Annotated in this window: 16 protein-coding genes; 13 read left to right on the top strand and 3 right to left on the bottom strand. The window is 66.1% G+C overall.

Annotated features, from left to right (window positions below; translation table 11 throughout):
* Nucleotides 1–2,303, top strand: a 2,303-nt coding sequence (flhF, locus tag HV701_RS25715) for a flagellar biosynthesis GTPase FlhF (protein WP_175135830.1), incomplete at its 5' end; no start/stop codon positions are given.
* Between the two features lie 94 nt (nt 2,304–2,397).
* Here flhF and HV701_RS25710 read toward each other — a convergent pair.
* The 3 genes from HV701_RS25710 to flgA all read right to left on the bottom strand — a co-directional run bounded on the left by HV701_RS25710 (nt 2,398) and on the right by flgA (nt 4,056).
* Nucleotides 2,398–2,874, bottom strand: a complete 477-nt coding sequence (locus HV701_RS25710) for a flagella synthesis protein FlgN (protein WP_175135831.1) — start codon at nt 2,872–2,874, stop codon at nt 2,398–2,400.
* Nucleotides 2,875–2,921: 47 nt separating this feature from the next.
* Nucleotides 2,922–3,215 (bottom strand): flagellar biosynthesis anti-sigma factor FlgM, encoded by a 294-nt coding sequence (gene flgM / locus HV701_RS25705; RefSeq protein ID WP_175135829.1) that lies wholly within the window; start codon nt 3,213–3,215, stop codon nt 2,922–2,924.
* Nucleotides 3,216–3,342: 127 nt separating this feature from the next.
* On the bottom strand, nt 3,343–4,056 hold the full coding sequence (gene flgA / locus HV701_RS25700; RefSeq protein ID WP_175135828.1) for a flagellar basal body P-ring formation chaperone FlgA: 714 nt from the start codon (nt 4,054–4,056) through the stop codon (nt 3,343–3,345).
* Nucleotides 4,057–4,224: 168 nt separating this feature from the next.
* Here flgA and flgB point away from each other — a divergent pair, with 168 nt between their 5' ends.
* The 12 genes from flgB to HV701_RS25640 form a co-directional block, all read left to right on the top strand.
* Nucleotides 4,225–4,632, top strand: a complete 408-nt coding sequence (flgB, locus tag HV701_RS25695; RefSeq protein ID WP_175135827.1) for a flagellar basal body rod protein FlgB — start codon at nt 4,225–4,227, stop codon at nt 4,630–4,632.
* Between the two features lie 22 nt (nt 4,633–4,654).
* The gene (gene flgC / locus HV701_RS25690; protein WP_175135826.1) at nt 4,655–5,074 is read left to right on the top strand and encodes a flagellar basal body rod protein FlgC; all 420 of its coding nucleotides are present in this window, start codon (nt 4,655–4,657) and stop codon (nt 5,072–5,074) included.
* 57 nt (nt 5,075–5,131) lie between these two features.
* Nucleotides 5,132–5,827 carry a flagellar hook capping FlgD N-terminal domain-containing protein gene (locus HV701_RS25685; RefSeq protein ID WP_175135825.1) on the top strand — a complete coding sequence of 232 codons (696 nt, stop codon included), beginning with the start codon at nt 5,132–5,134 and terminating at the stop codon, nt 5,825–5,827.
* Between the two features lie 71 nt (nt 5,828–5,898).
* Nucleotides 5,899–7,368 (top strand): flagellar hook-basal body complex protein, encoded by a 1,470-nt coding sequence (locus HV701_RS25680; RefSeq protein WP_175135824.1) that lies wholly within the window; start codon nt 5,899–5,901, stop codon nt 7,366–7,368.
* 38 nt (nt 7,369–7,406) lie between these two features.
* Nucleotides 7,407–8,168 carry a flagellar basal body rod protein FlgF gene (locus HV701_RS25675; protein WP_175135823.1) on the top strand — a complete coding sequence of 254 codons (762 nt, stop codon included), beginning with the start codon at nt 7,407–7,409 and terminating at the stop codon, nt 8,166–8,168.
* Between the two features lie 67 nt (nt 8,169–8,235).
* Entirely contained in the window at nt 8,236–9,021 is a 786-nt protein-coding gene (flgG, locus tag HV701_RS25670) for a flagellar basal-body rod protein FlgG (RefSeq protein ID WP_175135822.1), read from the top strand.
* On the top strand, nt 9,021–9,710 hold the full coding sequence (locus HV701_RS25665; RefSeq protein WP_175135821.1) for a flagellar basal body L-ring protein FlgH: 690 nt from the start codon (nt 9,021–9,023) through the stop codon (nt 9,708–9,710). Before flgG ends, HV701_RS25665 begins: the two co-directional genes overlap by 1 nt.
* Before the next feature lie 2 nt (nt 9,711–9,712).
* Nucleotides 9,713–10,849: a flagellar basal body P-ring protein FlgI gene (locus HV701_RS25660; RefSeq protein ID WP_175135820.1), complete on the top strand. Its 1,137-nt coding sequence runs from the start codon at nt 9,713–9,715 to the stop codon at nt 10,847–10,849.
* A 5-nt stretch (nt 10,850–10,854) separates the two neighbouring features.
* Nucleotides 10,855–11,838 carry a flagellar assembly peptidoglycan hydrolase FlgJ gene (gene flgJ / locus HV701_RS25655; protein ID WP_175135819.1) on the top strand — a complete coding sequence of 328 codons (984 nt, stop codon included), beginning with the start codon at nt 10,855–10,857 and terminating at the stop codon, nt 11,836–11,838.
* 73 nt (nt 11,839–11,911) lie between these two features.
* A complete protein-coding gene (flgK, locus tag HV701_RS25650) occupies nt 11,912–13,588 on the top strand; it encodes a flagellar hook-associated protein FlgK (protein ID WP_175135818.1) in 1,677 nt (558 codons plus the stop codon).
* Between the two features lie 49 nt (nt 13,589–13,637).
* Nucleotides 13,638–14,897, top strand: a complete 1,260-nt coding sequence (gene flgL, locus HV701_RS25645; protein ID WP_175135817.1) for a flagellar hook-associated protein FlgL — start codon at nt 13,638–13,640, stop codon at nt 14,895–14,897.
* A 137-nt stretch (nt 14,898–15,034) separates the two neighbouring features.
* Nucleotides 15,035–16,121: HAMP domain-containing protein (locus tag HV701_RS25640; protein WP_175135816.1), on the top strand; the 1,087-nt coding region annotated here is incomplete at its 3' end.

The raw sequence follows: 16,121 nt of genomic DNA, 5'->3' as shown, positions 1-16,121 counted from the left end.
CGCCGCCGCCCATGGGCGTGGCGGCGGCCGTGGCTGCGCCCGCCGCGCCGGCAGCGCCCGTACGCATGGAAATGCCGGCCTTGCCGCCGGCACGCGAACTGGCGCCGGCGGCGCCGACGATGGCGCGCATGCCCGATGCGCCGTTGCGCAATGGTCCGGTGGTGCCGCCGGCAGCATTGCCCGGGGATGCCGCGGCCGGGCTGCAGGACGCCATCAGCGCCTTGCGTGGCGCGCTCGAAAGCCGCATGGACGGCCTGCTCTGGGGCGGGCGCCAGGGGCCTGGGCGCGAACCGGCGGGCGCGGCATTGTTCCGCAGCCTGCTGGATGCGGGCTTCAGCACCAAGCTGGTCCGCACACTGGTCGAGCGCATGCCGGCAGGCATCACGTCCGACGCGGCGCTGGCCTGGGCCCGCAATGAACTGGTCACGCATCTGCCGGTGCTGGGCTCGGAAGATGAATTCCTGGGCGGCGGCGTGTATGCGCTGGTCGGCCCCACTGGTGTCGGCAAGACCACCACGCTGGCCAAGCTGGCGGCGCGTTGCGTGGCCCGCGAGGGGCGCGAGCAGGTGGCGATGCTGACCACCGATAATTTCCGGATCGGGGCGCTCGAGCAGTTGCAGATCTACGGCCGCCTGATGGGCGTGCCGGCGCACTCGGTGCGCGATGCCGGCGAGCTGCGCCGCATCCTGGGGGAGCTGGGCAACCGCAAGATCGTGCTGATCGACACTACCGGCATCAGCCAGCGCGACCGCCAGGTCGCCGAGCAGGCCGCGATGCTGTGCAACGCCGGCAAGCCGGTGCGCCGGCTGCTGGTGCTCAATGCCGCCAGCCAGGGCGATACGCTGGACGAAGTGGCGCACGCCTATCGCAACGGCGTGGGCGAAGATGTGGCCGGCTGCATCATCACCAAGCTCGACGAGGCCTCGCGCCTGGGGGCGGCGCTGGACACGGCGATCCGCCATCGGCTGCCGATTCATTATTCGTCGATTGGCCAGAAGGTGCCGGAGCATCTGGAGCTGGCGCGCGCCGATGCGCTGATCGATCGCGCCTTCGCCATGGTGGAGCGCGCCCGCGCCCTGTACTCGCCGAGCGAGGCCGACATGGCGTCCTTGTGGTCGACACCGCGCGAAGCCGAGGCGGCCGACCCGGCCCGCCGTCGCCAGCTGCTGGCCTCGGCCATCCTGCGCCCGCAAGGCGGCGCCGGCTCGATCGAGGCCGCGCAGAATCTGGATGACACCCTGGGCTGGCTCGATACCGATCCGGCCAGCGTGCAGGCGCGCGCCTCGTGGCGCGAGTATGTCAGCGACGGCGCCGGTTCGAGCCTGGCGGCGTTGGGCGAGACGCCGCTGGCGATGGTGCGGCGTGAATTTTCCCGCGCCTGCAGCCGCAATCTGCTGGTGATGCATGGCAAGACCAGCATGAAGGGCGAGGCGCTGCCGGGCGGCACGCTGCTCAGCGCGGTGCTGATGAGCGACCGCGGCGCGGCCCTGGCCGCGCCGGCGCAGCAACTGGTGTTGCCGCACGGCATGCTGTCCTCGTTCGCCCCGGCCGCCGCGGCCCAGCCGGATACGGCGCTGGCGCTGGAGGAACGGGTGCGCTGGCTGGGGCAGCAGTTGTCGGGCGTGCCAGCCGTGCACATGCTGGAGGCCGGCACCTCGGCGCTGTGGCACAGTCTTAGTGAGCAGGGCGTGTCGTGGGTGGCGCGCAGTCCGGGCGGCATGCGTGTCATCCAGGATGATTGCCCGACCAACCTGAATGCGGTCGGCAAGAGCGTCGGCTATCTGCCGGTCGGCCAGCCGGGCGACATGCCGGGCTTGCGCGCGGTGCCCGGCTCCCGGCCGGCGCCGCTGGCCCTGTGGGCCTCGGGCACCGAGATCGGTCTGCCCGGGCGCGGCGATGAGGCCCGGCTGCGGCTGGTATGCGCGCGCCTGATCGACACGGTCAGTGGCCAGGTCGCCGGCCAGTTGTTCGGTTTGACCAACCTGGCGGCCAGTCAGGCCGACGCCGCGACGGTGGCGCGCTGGCTGGTGCTGCAGGACGAAGCGCGCGCCGGATTCCGCTACATGGCCAATGCCTGGCAGGCGCTGCCCGCGGTCGACGGCTCGCATACGCTGGCGCGGCAATCGCTCATGGCCGGCCAATTGGGCGCGGCTTGCTGGCAACTGGCGCATGCGCCGACGGCCGATGCCGTGCGGGCGACGCTGGCTGGCGTTGTCAGCCCCGAGCGCAAGCTGTCCGGGCGCCTGTTGCCGGTGGCACTGCTGAAGATGTTCGCGATGCTGGAGATGGCCGGCGGCGTCTAGCGGAGCCGGCGCGAAACCCCGGCATGACAAAGCAAACAGCCCGCGTGTCGCGGGCTGTTTGCTTTGTTGGCGCGGGTGGGGAGGGCGGGGCGGCCTAGCCGGCGACGATGGGCTTGCGGCCCGGCGCGCTGCGGGCGCCGCGGCCCTGGGCGTCATAGGTGGAAGTGCCGCCCAGGCCGCCGATCTGGCGCAGGGCGTCCAGCGATTGCTGGGTATAGCGCAGGTGCACGTCGATCAGGGCGCCGTTGCGCATGTTGATCTCGTTGGCCGAGGCCGATTTGGACAGCAGGGCCTGCCACACGCCGGACAATTGCGGATGCAGCACGGCGGCCTGCTCGGTCCCGGCGTGGCCGGCGGGCAAGCCGATCTCGGCCAGCAGGCCATCGCGGGTGTTGCTCAGGTCGACCAGTTGCCGGGCGACACTGCCCTTGCGCTCGGTGATGTCATGCAGCGCGTCGACGTTGCCAGGCCCGACCAGCACCTTGGTTTCTTCCTCCAGGATGGAAGAGAATTCGGTGATCAGGACGTCTTCCTGTTTCAGGCAGGCTTGCAGGGACTCGACAGGGCTCATGGTCATGCGGGAACGGGTCGGGAAGCGAAAGTCGCGAAAACGGCGGATTACTTCAGCAGGTCGCGGGCGCTGGCGATCAGGCCGTCGGCGATGCGGCTGGTATCGATCTTGAGCTGGCCGGAAGCGATGGCGGCGCGGATGGCGGCGACACGCTCGACGTTGATGTCGTTCGAGCCGTCCTGCAGCGCGAGCATTTTGCGCGAAGCCGAACTCAGCGCGACTTGCGAGCTGCTGGCGCCGCTGGCGCCGCCGGCGCCGTAGGCCTGGGCGACCGCGGACTCGGCGCGAGGACTGACGGCGTCGGGCGAGATGGGCCGGTTGGTGGTCGAATTGATTTTCAAGGTTTTCTCCGCAGGGCGTCCTGGGTCGGTTTGCGACGGGTCCGCCTACTTATGCCTCTGTAACGACAGGGCCGGAAAGAACTTTAGGGCAGACGGGCGGTTGCCGCAACGCGATATGTAACATGACCTAAAGTTGTATTTCGACCAGACCGGCGTTGCGCACCACGCCGCTCACCACCTGGCCGCTGGCGGTGCGGACCTGCACGGTGGCGCCGGGCGCCGCGTTGTCCAGGGCCTGTCCTTCGCTGCTGACCACGAAGCCGTTGCCACGGGCGTTAATGCGCACATTCGAGCCGCGCAGCACCGACTGGGCGTTGCGCAGCGCCGTACTCTTGACCGGCTGGCCGGCGTGGATGCGGTAGGCCGCCGTCATGCCGATCACGGCTTCGGGGCGGGTGATCGCGCCCGGCGGCAGGGCCACCAGATCGCCGTCGCGCGGGATCAGGTCGGCCGGGGTGAGCGCCTGGCCAGCCGCGATCATGCGCGACGCAACATAGTAGTGGCCCGGCACGCTGACCGTGGCCTGCAGGTAGGTGGTCCAGGCCTTGGGGGCGTTGCAGCGCACGCCCACGGTCATGCGCGAGCGCAGTCTCATGCCGGACGGCATAAATGGGGACATGACATCGCAGGGCGCCAGCCGCTCGACCCGCGGCGGGTCGATCGCCACCGAAGGCTGGCCGGGCAGGGCGGCCAGTTGTTCCAGCAGATATGTCTGCGCGGCGGCGATGATGGCTTCAGGCGCCTGCGTCGGGGTGTCCTGCGCCCAAGCCGCCCCGACGGAGGGCAGCAGCAGGGCGGCCAGGCAGGCGGCGCGCGCGCGGTGGGTAGCGAGGCATTTCATGATGACTGGATTGTAGAAGCCCGCGCCACTCGGCAATACGTGAATTGGATGAGAAATGATGGGTTATTTGGTTGATTGTGTTGTGCCGCCGAACCCTATGATGCCGTCATCCAATGGGATAGCGGTGTGTCCGTCGTCCCGGGTTTCATCCGTACTGAAGGCGATCCGATGTTAGACCGGCTTAATGAAGATTTCCGCTTCTTCCAGCAGTCACTGGCGCTGCGCGCGCAGCGCCAGGAAGTGCTGTCCTCCAACATCGCCAATGCCGACACGCCTAACTACAAGGCGCGCGATTTCGATTTCAAGGCGGCGATGCAGAACGCCATCGAAGGCTCCATGCGCCTGCCCGACACGTCGCTGACGCTGACCTCGGCGCGCCACATCCCGGCCAAGGCCGTATCCGAAGGCCCCACCCAGATGCTGTATCGCCTGCCGTATCAGCCCAGCCTGGACGGCAACACGGTCGACATGGACGTCGAGCGCGTGCAGTTCGCTGATAACACCTTGCACTACCAGAGCACGATGCAACTGCTGTCGGGGCGCATCCGCTCCATGATGTCCGCCATCCAGGATTGATTTTCATAGGGAACTGCAGGCAATGTCCTTGTTGAGTATTTTCGATATCGCCGGTTCGGCGCTGAGCGCGCAGTCGCAGCGCATGAACGTGGCGGCCAGCAACATGGCCAACGCCGACAGCGTGGTCGGCCCCGACGGCCAGCCGTACCGGGCCCGCCAGGTAGTGTTCCAGGTCAACCCGCCGGCCGGCCAGGCGCTGGGCCGGGAGATCGGTGGCGTGCGGGTGGCGGGCGTGGTGGTGGACCAGTCGCCGCTCAAGATGGTCTACGACCCCAAGCATCCGCTGGCCGATGCCCAGGGCTACGTCAGCATGCCCAACGTCGACCCGGTGGCCGAGACGGTCAACATGATCGCGGCATCGCGGTCGTACCAGGCCAACGTCGAGGTGCTGAACACCGCCAAGAGCCTGATGCAGAAGACCCTCACCATCGGCCAATCCTGATTCTCCTGATTCCGCGCGCCGCGCCGCCCGCGCGGAAGTTTTTGAAGAAGTGAACTCATGACCACCGTCGATCAAACCACAAGCAAGACCGGCCTGGGCCTGGCGCAAGTCGGCGCCAGCGGCTCGAGCACCGCGCAGGGCCTGCAGGACCAGTTCCTGAAGCTGCTGGTGACGCAGCTCCAGAACCAGGATCCGCTGAACCCGATGCAGAATGCCGAGCTGACCTCGCAACTGGCGCAGATTTCCACGGTGGAAGGCATCACCAACCTGAAGAACACCATGCTGGCCATCAGCGGCCAGATCGATGTGTCGCAGTCGATGAATGCCGTGGCGATGATCGGCAAGGGGGTGCTGGTGCCGGGCTCTGGCGTCAAGGTCGGCGTGGATGCCGAGAACCCCGCCGAGCGCGTGGTCACGCCCTACGGCCTGGACCTGCAGAATGATGCGGCCAAGGTCCAGGTGCGCATTTCCGACAGCAACGGCGCGGTGGTGCGCACCATCGAACTGGGCGAGCAGAAAGCCGGTGTCTACACCCTGGATTGGGACGGCAAGAACGACGCCGGTGTGGCGCTGGATGCGGGCGCGTACACGGTTTCCGTGCTGGCCACCGACGGCGACGACAAGAAGGTGGCCGCCGAAGTGCTGAAGTACGGCAAGGTCAAGAGCGTGGCCTATTCCACCAACGGCCTGCGCCTGGACATGGGCCTGGATGGCCAGACCAGCATGCTGGACGTGCGCAAGGTGATCGGCTGAGGCCAGCCGGTTTGATGATCAGCCGGCGCCACGGCGGCGGTTTCCAAATTTAGAGATTAGCGAGAGAACACATGGGCTTCGGACAAGGATTGAGCGGCTTGAACGCCGCGGCGCAGAACCTGGACGTCATCGGCAACAACATTGCCAACTCGGGCACGGTCGGCTTCAAATCGTCGACCGCCTCGTTCGCCGACGTCTACGCCAGCTCGCGGGTCGGCCTGGGCACCAAGGTGGCCGGCATCACCCAGCGCTTCACGGTGGGCACGGTCAACGGCGGCGGCGGTGAATACGATATCGCCATCGACGGCGCCAAGGGCATGTTCCGCGTCACCGACCAGAGCGGCGCGGTCATGTACAGCCGCAATGGCGAATTCCTGGTCGACAAGAACAACTTCATCGTCAATGCGCAGGGCTACCGCCTGACGGGCTACCCCGCCGGCGGCATCGGCGCCAACCCGGTCGAACTGCAACTGCCCACCGCCAACGTCGCGCCCAAGGCCACCACCACGGCCACCACGGTTGCCAACCTGGACGCCAACGCCAAGGTCATCTACCAGGTCGACACCGTCACCTCGCCGGAAGTGCCCGGCTCGGTGACGCTGGGCGGCACCGCGTACACCTTCACCAAGGCGGGTGGCGGCGTCATCACCTGGGCCCCGGGCAACCCGCCCGCCGGCGTCTACGGCACCGCGCCCGACACCGTGACGATCGACGGCGCCGGCCAGGTCACCGCTGGCAACCTCAACGTCATCCCCGGTTTCGTCGACTACACCGCCGCCGTGACCGAAGTCGGCAAGCCGTTCGACCCCAAGGTCACCTCCAGCTACACCAACGCCTCGCCCATGACGGTGTACGACTCGCTGGGCAACTCGCACCAGGTGATGCAGTATTTCGTCAAGCGCGCTGCCGACGCCGCGGGCAACAGCGTCTACGACGTCTACTACACGATCGATGGCCAGGCCATGGCGCCCACCACCGAGGCGGCCGGCGTGTGGGGCAACCCGACGCAGTTCACGTTCAACAAGGCCGGCGCCATGACCAGCGCCAACACGGTCAACCTGTCGTTCGCCACGCCCGGCGGCAACACCACGCCGGCCGATCCCCTGGCCATCGCCATCAACTACACCGGCACCACGCAGTACGGCAGCGCCTATGCGCTCAAGAACCAGCCGGACGGCTACACCTCGGGCGAATTCAGCGGCATCAACATCGGTTCCGACGGCAGCCTGGTGGCCCAATACACCAACGGCGAAACTTCGATCGTCGGCACCATCGTGCTGGCCGACTTCGCCAACCTGCAAGGCCTGCAGCCGGTGGGCAACAACGCCTGGAAGGAAACCGCCTCGTCGGGCCAGCCGATTCTCGGCCAGCCGGGCAGCAACGGCCTGTCCAAGGTGGTGGGCCAGGCGACCGAGTCGTCCAACGTCGACATGAGCAAGGAGCTGGTCAACATGATCATTGCCCAGCGCACCTACCAGGCCAACTCGCAGACCATCAAGACCCAGGACGAGATCATGCAAGTCCTGATGAACCTGAAGTAATGCCTGACGGGCACGCGACGACACCGACGGAATAGGCAATGGATCGAATCATCTACACCGCCATGAATGGCGCAGCGCGGATCACGGAGCACCAGGCCGCGCTCTCCAACAACATGGCCAACGTGAACACGCCGGGTTTTCGCGAGCAGATCGCGCTGTACCGGTCGGTTCCGGTGAACGACGGCGTGAGCCTGCCGACGCGTGTTTCGACGGTGGCGTCGACGCCCCGCAACAACTTCGAAATGGGCAACATGCAGACCACCGGGCGCGACCTGGACGTGGCCCTGGCCAGTTCCAATGGCTGGATCGCCCTGCAGACCCCGCAGGGCGAGGCCTACACCCGCGCCGGCAGCCTGCAGGTGGGGGTCAACGGCCTGCTGCAGACGTCGCTGGGCCAGCCGGTGATGTCCGACCAGAACGGCATCATCGACGTGCCGGACCAGGCATCGCTGACTATCACCTCGGATGGCACGATTACCGCCATCGGTGCCGGCGATGCCCCCAACAATATTCTCAACCTGGGCCGCATCAAGCTCGTCAATCCGCCGGAGACGCAGTTGGTGCATGGTGACGACGGCGTTTTCCGCCTGGCGCCGGTCAATGGCCAGCCGGCCCCCCCGCAGCCCGCCGACCCCAGCCTGCGGGTGCTGTCGGGCGTGCTGGAAGGCAGCAACACCAATCCCATGGCGTCGATGGTGGGCATGATCGAAAATGCCCGCCGCTTCGAGCAACAGATGCAGGTGGTGCAGCAGGCGGACCGCAACGCCGAGCGCGCCAACGGCATCCTGTCGGTGGCCTGATCCGGTTGGCTGATCCGAACAATATTTTTCGCGCGCGGCCGGGCCGCGGCACCAGGAGTACTTCATCATGATGCGTTCACTGTGGATTGCCAAGACGGGCCTGGAAGGTCAACAGACCTCGATGGACGTGATTTCCAACAACTTGGCCAACGTCTCGACCAACGGCTTCAAGCGCGGCCGTGCCGTGTTCCAGGACCTGATGTACCAGACCCTGCGCCAACCCGGTGCGCAGGTGGGCGATGCCGCGCAATTGCCGTCGGGCCTGCAGCTGGGCACCGGCGCCCGCGTGGCCGCCACCGAGCGCATCCACACCACCGGCGGCCTGAACAACACCGGCGGTGAACTGGACGTGGCGATCAACGGCCGCGGCTTCCTGCAGGTCGAGCTGCCGGACGGCACCCAGGCCTACACCCGCGACGGCGCGCTGCAGCGCGACCAGAACGGCCAGTTGACCACGGTCAGCGGCTACGTGATCCAGCCGCCCATGAACGTGCCCGACAACGCCCTGTCGATCTCCATCGGCAAGGATGGCATCGTCTCGGTGACGCAGCCGGGCGCCGCCGGCGTCAATGTGCAGATCGGCCAGTTGCAGATCGCCACCTTCATCAACCCCACCGGCTTGCAGAGCGTGGGCGAGAACCTGTACCTGGAAACCGACGCCTCGGGCCCGGCCAACCTGTTGCAGCCCGGCATCGATGGCGCGGGTACGTTCATGCAGAACTACGTGGAAACTTCCAACGTGAACGTGGCCGAGGAACTGGTCAACATGATCACGACCCAACGCGCCTACGAAATGAACAGCAAAGCCGTCAAGACCTCGGACGAAATGCTGGCCCGCCTGACCCAACTGTGATGCCTATGCCTGTCTTGCGTCTGGTTTCGAGCGCGGCCCTGGCGTTGCTGGTGGCCGGTTGCGCCATGATTCCGCCCGAGCCCATCGTGACCGGGCCGACGACGGCGCCGCCGCCGCCGCCGCCGATGCCGGCGGCGCAGCCCTCGGGCTCGATCTACCAGCCCACGACTTACGGCAACTACCCGTTGTTCGAGGACCGCCGGCCGCGCAACGTCGGCGATATCGTCACCATCGTGCTGAACGAGAAGACGAACGCCTCCAAGAACGTCGCTACCAATACCAACCGCAGCGGCAGCGCCAGCCTGGGCATCGCCGCGGCGCCGTCCTTCATGAACAGCTGGGCCAACGCCAACCTGAACACCGACGCCAAGGGCGGCAACGTGGCGCAGGGCAAGGGCGACAGCACCGCCAACAACGCCTTCACCGGCACCATCACCACCACGGTGGTGGGCGTGATGTCCAACGGCAACCTGCAGGTGGCGGGCGAAAAGCAGATCGCCATCAACCGGGGCAGTGAATACGTGCGCTTCTCGGGCGTGGTCGATCCGCGTTCGATCACCGGGACCAACACCGTGTCCTCGACCCAGGTGGCCGACGCCCGCATCGAATACCGCAGCAAGGGCGTCATGGACGAGGTCCAGACCATGGGCTGGCTGCAACGCTTCTTCCTGCTCGTTTCGCCGTTCTGACCATGAAACATCCCACTCCGATTTCCGCCTTGCTGTCCCTGCTGGCGCGTGTCTGTGTCGTGGCGGGGCTGCTGGCCGGCGCCTCGGCGGCGCATGCCGAGCGGCTCAAGGATCTGGCATCCATCCAGGGCGTGCGTGGCAACCAACTGATCGGTTACGGCCTGGTGGTGGGCCTGGACGGCAGCGGCGACCAGGTGCGCCAGACGCCGTTCACGCAGCAGAGCCTGACCAACATGCTGTCGCAGCTGGGCATCACCGTGCCCGCCGGCAGCAACATGCAGCTCAAGAACGTGGCCGCGGTCATGGTGACGACCACCCTGCCTGCCTTCGCGCGGCCCGGCCAGACCCTGGACGTGGTGGTGTCCTCCATGGGCAACGCCAAGAGCCTGCGCGGCGGCACGCTGCTGATGACGCCGCTCAAGGGCGCCGACAGCCAGGTCTACGCGATCGCCCAGGGCAACATCCTGGTCGGCGGCGCGGGCGCCTCCGCCGGCGGCTCCAGCGTGCAGATCAACCAGCTCAACGGCGGCCGCATCAGCGGCGGCGCGATCGTCGAGCGCGGCGTGCCCACCACCTTCGCGCGCGATGGTTACATCTATCTGGAAATGAACAATACCGACTTCGGCACCGCCCAGAACGTGGTGACGGCGTTGAACCGCAAGTTCGGGCAGGGCACCGCCACCGCCCTGGATGGCCGCGTGGTGCAAGTGCGCAGCCCCATGGAGTTGTCGGCCCAGGCGCGCTTCCTGTCGCAGGTCGAAGACCTGCAGGTGACGCGCGCGCCGACCGTGGCCAAGGTCATCATCAATGCCCGCACCGGGTCGGTGGTCATGAACCGTACGGTCATGATCGAAGAGGCCGCCGTGGCGCACGGCAACCTGTCGGTCGTCATCAACCGCCAGAACCAGGTGTCGCAGCCGGACACGCCCTTCACCGAGGGGCAGACGGTGGTAGTGCCCAATACCCAGATCGAAGTGCGGCAGGACAACGGCTCGCTGCAACGCGTGACCACCAGCGCCAACCTGGCCGACGTGGTCAAGGGGCTGAACGCACTGGGGGCCACGCCCCAGGACCTGCTGGCGATCCTGCAGGCCATGAAGAGCGCTGGCGCATTGCGCGCCGAACTGGAAATCATCTGACCGCCATGGCCTACACCAGCCCCTCCACGCGCCTGGGCAGCCGCCAGGACTCCGTGTTCGACATGGGGCGCCTGTCGGACCTGAAGCGGGAAGTGACCAAGGATCCGGCCCACCCCGGCACCGAGCAGCAAAAGCAGGTCGCCAAGCAGTTCGAGGCCCTGTTCCTGCAGATGATGCTCAAGCGGATGCGCGAAGCCACGCCCAAAGAGGGCCTGTTCGACTCGCAGCAGACCCAGATGCTGCAATCGATGGCCGACGAGCAATTGGCGCTGCACCTGGCCACGCCAGGCATCGGCCTGTCGCAGTCGATCCTGGCGCAGATGCAGCAGGGCAAGCCGGGCGACCTGCCGACCGAGGCGGTGCAGCGGCTGGGGCAGGGCACCGACCTGGATTTCCAGACCGGCGGGTCGCGCCAGGTGTCGGCGCTGATGGACGTGATGCGCAACAACCGCGCCAGCGATCGCGCCCTGGCCGCGGCCGAAGGCGCGCCCGAGCATGTCATCAATTTCGTGTCCAAGATGTCGCGCGCGGCCATGCTGGCCTCGCAACAGAGCGGTGTGCCGGCGCGCCTGATCATGGGTCAGGCGGCCCTGGAATCGGGCTGGGGCCAGCGCGAGATCAAGCACGAGGACGGCCGCACCAGCTACAACCTGTTCGGCATCAAGGCCGGCCCGAGCTGGAAGGGCAAGGTCGTCAATGTCTTGACCACCGAGTACGAAGACGGCGTCGCGAAAAAGGTGACGCAGCCTTTCCGGGCCTATTCGTCCTACGAGGAATCGTTCGCCGACTATGCCCGCCTGATCGGCAACAGCCCGCGCTACGAGGCCGTGACGCAGGCGCGCAACGAGATCGAGGCGGCGCATCGCATCCAGAGCGCCGGTTACGCCACCGATCCGCAGTACGCGCAAAAACTCATCGGCGTCATGGGCCAGCTGCGCGGGGCGGCCGCCAAGGTGGATATTTCGCGCCAGATGTTGGAAGGACTCTAAATTTGGATTACCTGGTGCCGTTAATCGGGTATCCAGAAATATCAGTCACGGTTACATACGGGGCACTGTCAGCATGAATCTGTACAAAATGGCGTTGGGCGGGTTGAACGCATCCCAGGCGGGACTGGCCACCACCGGTCACAACATCAACAATGCCACCACGGTCGGTTACAACCGCCAGCGCGTCATGATCTCGACCGCCGGCGCCCAGGCCACCAGCAACGGGTTCATCGGCCGCGGCGTGCAGGTCGACACCGTCGTGCGCAGCTACGACAGCTTCCTGTACAAGCAACTGGTCGGCGCCCAGGGCAGCAGCGCCCAGTTGCAGACCCAGCTGGATCAGGTCTCGCAGATCAACAACCTGTTCGCCGACCGCACCGTGGGCATTGCGCCGGGCCTGAACAATTTCTTCACCAGCATGAACACCGTGGCCAGCAAGCCGGCGGATCCCGCCGCGCGCCAGGATCTGCTGGGCAAGGCCAACAGCCTTTCCACCCAGATCCGCTCGGCCTACCAGGAAATGCAGAACCAGCGCCTGGGCCTGAATACGCAGATCACCACCACCGTCGAGCAGGTCAACAGCTATTTGTCCCGCATCAACGACCTGAACAGCCAGATCGCCATCGCGCGCGGCAAGGGCGCCGGCAATCCGCCGAACGACCTGATGGACCAGCGCGACCAGGCCGTCTCCGAGCTGAACCAGCTGATCGGCATCACCACCTACGAGCAGGGCGACAAGCTCAACATCTCGCTGGCCTCGGGTGGCCAGGCCCTGCTGTCCGGCGAAACCGTCTACCCGTTGCAGGCCGTGTCGTCCGCCAAGGACGTCAGCCGCACCGTCATCGCCTACACCTTGCCGGCCGGTTCCGGCGGCAAGACCGTCTCGGTCGAATTGAACGACGCCGAAGTCACCGGTGGCAAGCTGGGCGGCTTGTTGCAGTTCCGCGCCAGTTCGCTGGACTTCATGCAGGCCCAACTGGGCCAGATGGCGGTCGGGCTGGCCATGTCGTTCAACGAACAGCACCGCCAGGGCCTGGACTCCGCCGGCAACCCCGGCACCGATTTCTTCAGCATCGGCAGCCCCCAGGGCGTGCCGAATGCCAACAACAAGAGCGGCGCGCAGCTCAGCGGTACGTTCACGAACGTGGACAACATCAACGCCAAGGACTACGAAATCAGTTTCGACGGCGCCAATTACCGCGTGACGCGCCAGCCGGAAGGCACCCAGGTATATAACGGCCCGGCCACCGGCACGCCGCCCACCGCCACGCTGGACCTGACCGACGAGATGGGCGTGTCGCTGACGATCGACGCGCCGCCGCAAGCCGGCGACAAGTGGTCGCTGTCGCCGACGCGCGATGCCGCCCGCGACATCAACGTGCTGATCACCGACCCGGAAAAGGTTGCCGCGGCCGACGCCGACGGCGGCGATGCCAACGGCAAGAACGCGCTGCTGCTGGCGCAATTGCAGCACACCAAGGTGCTGGGCCACGGCACCATGAGCATCACCGAGATGTTCGGCCAGGTGGTCAACACCGTCGGCGTGCAGACCGCGCAGATCGCGTCGGCCAACACCGCCCAGAAGAATCTCGTTGCCCAGAAGACCGCGGCCCAGCAGTCGGTGTCGGGCGTGAACCTGAACGAAGAATACGTGAGCCTGTCGCTCTACCAGGAGCAATACCAGGCCAGCGCCCGCATCATCGACGTCGCCAGCACGCTGTTCGATACGCTGCTTGGCCTGCGCGGCTGATCCGGATCGCTGAAATCGTGACCTATCAAGACCTATTTGGAGCTTCCCCATGCGCCTGAGCACCTCGATGATGTATTCGAACGGCCTGAAGGGCGTTCTCTCTCAGGAATCCGACATGAACCGCCTGGTGGAACAGGTGGGCAGTGGCAAGAAGTTCCTGACGCCGGCCGATGATCCGCTGTCGGCATCGCTGGCGATCAATGTGGCGCAGACCCAGAGCATGAACGCCACGTACCTGCTCAACCGCAACACCGCCAAGACCAACCTGGGCCAGGAAAGCAACATCCTCGACTCCGTCACCACGGCGTTGGCGGACGTGCGTACCCGCGTGGTGCAGGCCGGTAACGGCACGTTTGCCGACAGCGACCGCCAGGCCCTGTCGACCGCGCTGAAGAACGCCCGGGAAGCGCTGCTCGGTCTGGCGAACAGCACCGACGGCAACGGCCAATACCTGTTCTCGGGCTACCAGGGCGGCGTGGTGCCTTATGCCCAGGACGCCAACGGCAAGATCGTCTATAGCGGCGCCACCGGCGATCGCACGGTGCAGGTCGACCAGTCGCGCCAGATGTCCACCAGCGACATCGGCAGCGACATCTTCAACCGCGCCAACCCCGGTTCGCAGGCTTATGTCAGCACCGCCGCCGAGGCCAATACCGGCACCGCCCAGTTCAGCACGGTCTCGGTGACGCCGGGCAGCCCCAACATCGGCAAGAACTTCAAGTTGCAATTCGAATCCGACCCGGCCACCGGCAACATGGGTTATCGGGTCATCACGACCGACCCCAACGCCAACCCGCCGGTACCGCCGGTCATCAACCCGGCGCCGCCGGCCGCGCCCTCGGTCTATACGCCCGACGCCTCCATTGATTTTGGCGGGGTGTCGGTGGTCGTCAAGGGCACGCCGCAGAACGGCGACGTGATCGACGTGGAAAGCGTGCAGTCCGCCGATGTCGACATTTTCAATACGCTGGACAGCCTCATCAAGACGCTCGACTCGCCGATCGCCGGCGATCCGGTGGCGCTGGCCAAGCTGAACAACGAATTGGCGACGGCCAACAAGAAGCTGTCGACCAACTACGACAACGTGCAGACCGTCTCCGCCTCGGTGGGCGCCCGCATGAACGAACTGGAGGCGCTGGACGCCACGGGCACCCAGAAGGGCCTGGGCTATTCCAAGTCCTTGTCGGATCTCGAAGACCTGGACTACTACTCGGGCGCCAGCCAGCTGGCTTTGCGCCAGGTGGCCTTGCAGGCGGCGTCCGCGGCGTTCATGACCATCCAGGGGTCGAGTCTTTTCAGCCGCAAGTAATACGGTGAGTCCATAGGCCGTGCTCCGCAGGGGCGCGGCATGTTGCGCCCTTACGGACGCTTCCGGTGACACGCCGGAGCGTCCGTGTGTGCGTACAGGGTAGGAATTTTGTCGTTTCAATAACGCTCGGATATTTCATGCTTGTCAATTTGAAAGTTCGCACCTGCATCATCCTGGTGCTTTTCCTATTCACCGGTGCCATGTTCGTATCGAACGGCGTGGCATGGATGGGATTGAATTCCAGCAACAACAAGCTGGACCAGATCAACGCCATCTACACCGACCAAGGGGTACCGCTGAACCGCGCTTACACGGTATTCCTGCGCTCCCGTCTGCTGCTTTCCACCTCGCTGATGGACATGCAACAGGGCAAGACCGAACAGGCGGCCGAGCAGGCCAAGCGTTCCGCGGACCTGAAGCAGGAAGCGCTCAAGATGATGGAGGACTTCAACAAGGCGCCGCAGCTGTCCGGCGCGCAAGCCCTGAGCCAGGCCCTGGACACGGCGCAGAAGGAATACGACTCGGTGCTCAGGGCCCAGGCGACGGCACTGTCTAACCTGGCGATCCAGGACTATCTGAATCTCAATGACGCCGCCAGTCGCGCCAACACCAAGTTCCGTGAAGCGATAGACGGCTACCTAGAGTTCGTCGACAAGCGCACCGATGAGCTGGCGGCACAGGCGCAGGCGGACCACGACTTCTCGCGCGCCGTCACGATCGCGCTGCTGGTGATTGCCGCGCTGCTGGCGATCGGCTGTTGGATTTTCATCAGCCGCACGGTGCTGCGCCCCTTGCATGAGGCGGGCGATCATTTCGAGAAGATCGCCGGCGGTGACTTCACCGGACGCATCGACGTGCGCAGCAACAACGAGATCGGCCAACTGTTCGGCGCCGTCAAGCGCATGCAGGAAAGCCTGACCCGCACGGTGGCCACGGTGCGCCGAGGCGTGGACGAAATCAACGTCGGTTCGCGTGAAATCGCGGCCGGCAATACCGACCTGTCCAGCCGCACCGAGCAGCAGGCGGCCTCGCTGGAGGAAACCGCGGCGTCGATGGAAGAGCTGGCCTCGACGGTCAAGCAGAATGCGGACAACGCGCGCCAGGCGAACCAGCTGGCGGCCAGCGCCTCGGACGTGGCCGAGCGCGGCGGTTCGGCGGTGGCCGAGGTGGTCAACACGATGCAGGGCATTTCTGCCAGCTCGCGCAAGATTTCCGAGATCGTGT

This window comes from Achromobacter pulmonis (genome assembly GCF_902859765.1).
In the GTDB taxonomy this organism is placed as follows: Bacteria; Pseudomonadota; Gammaproteobacteria; order Burkholderiales; family Burkholderiaceae_B; genus Achromobacter; species Achromobacter pulmonis.
The sequence above is the reverse complement of the archived record's forward strand: the minus strand, read 5'-3'. Positions and strand labels throughout refer to the sequence as shown.

Bases quoted from the DNA above. Each gene is read 5' to 3' on its own strand.
- flgG (WP_175135822.1), top strand. From the start codon at position 8,236: ATGATGCGTTCACTGTGGATTGCCAAGACGGGCCTGGAAGGTCAACAG.
- HV701_RS25680 (WP_175135824.1), top strand. From the start codon at position 5,899: ATGGGCTTCGGACAAGGATTGAGCGGCTTGAACGCCGCGGCGCAGAAC.
- flgB (WP_175135827.1), top strand. From the start codon at position 4,225: ATGTTAGACCGGCTTAATGAAGATTTCCGCTTCTTCCAGCAGTCACTG.
- HV701_RS25685 (WP_175135825.1), top strand. From the start codon at position 5,132: ATGACCACCGTCGATCAAACCACAAGCAAGACCGGCCTGGGCCTGGCG.
- HV701_RS25665 (WP_175135821.1), top strand. From the start codon at position 9,021: ATGCCTATGCCTGTCTTGCGTCTGGTTTCGAGCGCGGCCCTGGCGTTG.
- flgC (WP_175135826.1), top strand. From the start codon at position 4,655: ATGTCCTTGTTGAGTATTTTCGATATCGCCGGTTCGGCGCTGAGCGCG.
- HV701_RS25710 (WP_175135831.1), bottom strand. From the start codon at position 2,874: ATGAGCCCTGTCGAGTCCCTGCAAGCCTGCCTGAAACAGGAAGACGTC.
- HV701_RS25660 (WP_175135820.1), top strand. From the start codon at position 9,713: ATGAAACATCCCACTCCGATTTCCGCCTTGCTGTCCCTGCTGGCGCGT.
- flgK (WP_175135818.1), top strand. From the start codon at position 11,912: ATGAATCTGTACAAAATGGCGTTGGGCGGGTTGAACGCATCCCAGGCG.
- flgJ (WP_175135819.1), top strand. From the start codon at position 10,855: ATGGCCTACACCAGCCCCTCCACGCGCCTGGGCAGCCGCCAGGACTCC.
- flgA (WP_175135828.1), bottom strand. From the start codon at position 4,056: ATGAAATGCCTCGCTACCCACCGCGCGCGCGCCGCCTGCCTGGCCGCC.
- HV701_RS25675 (WP_175135823.1), top strand. From the start codon at position 7,407: ATGGATCGAATCATCTACACCGCCATGAATGGCGCAGCGCGGATCACG.
- flgL (WP_175135817.1), top strand. From the start codon at position 13,638: ATGCGCCTGAGCACCTCGATGATGTATTCGAACGGCCTGAAGGGCGTT.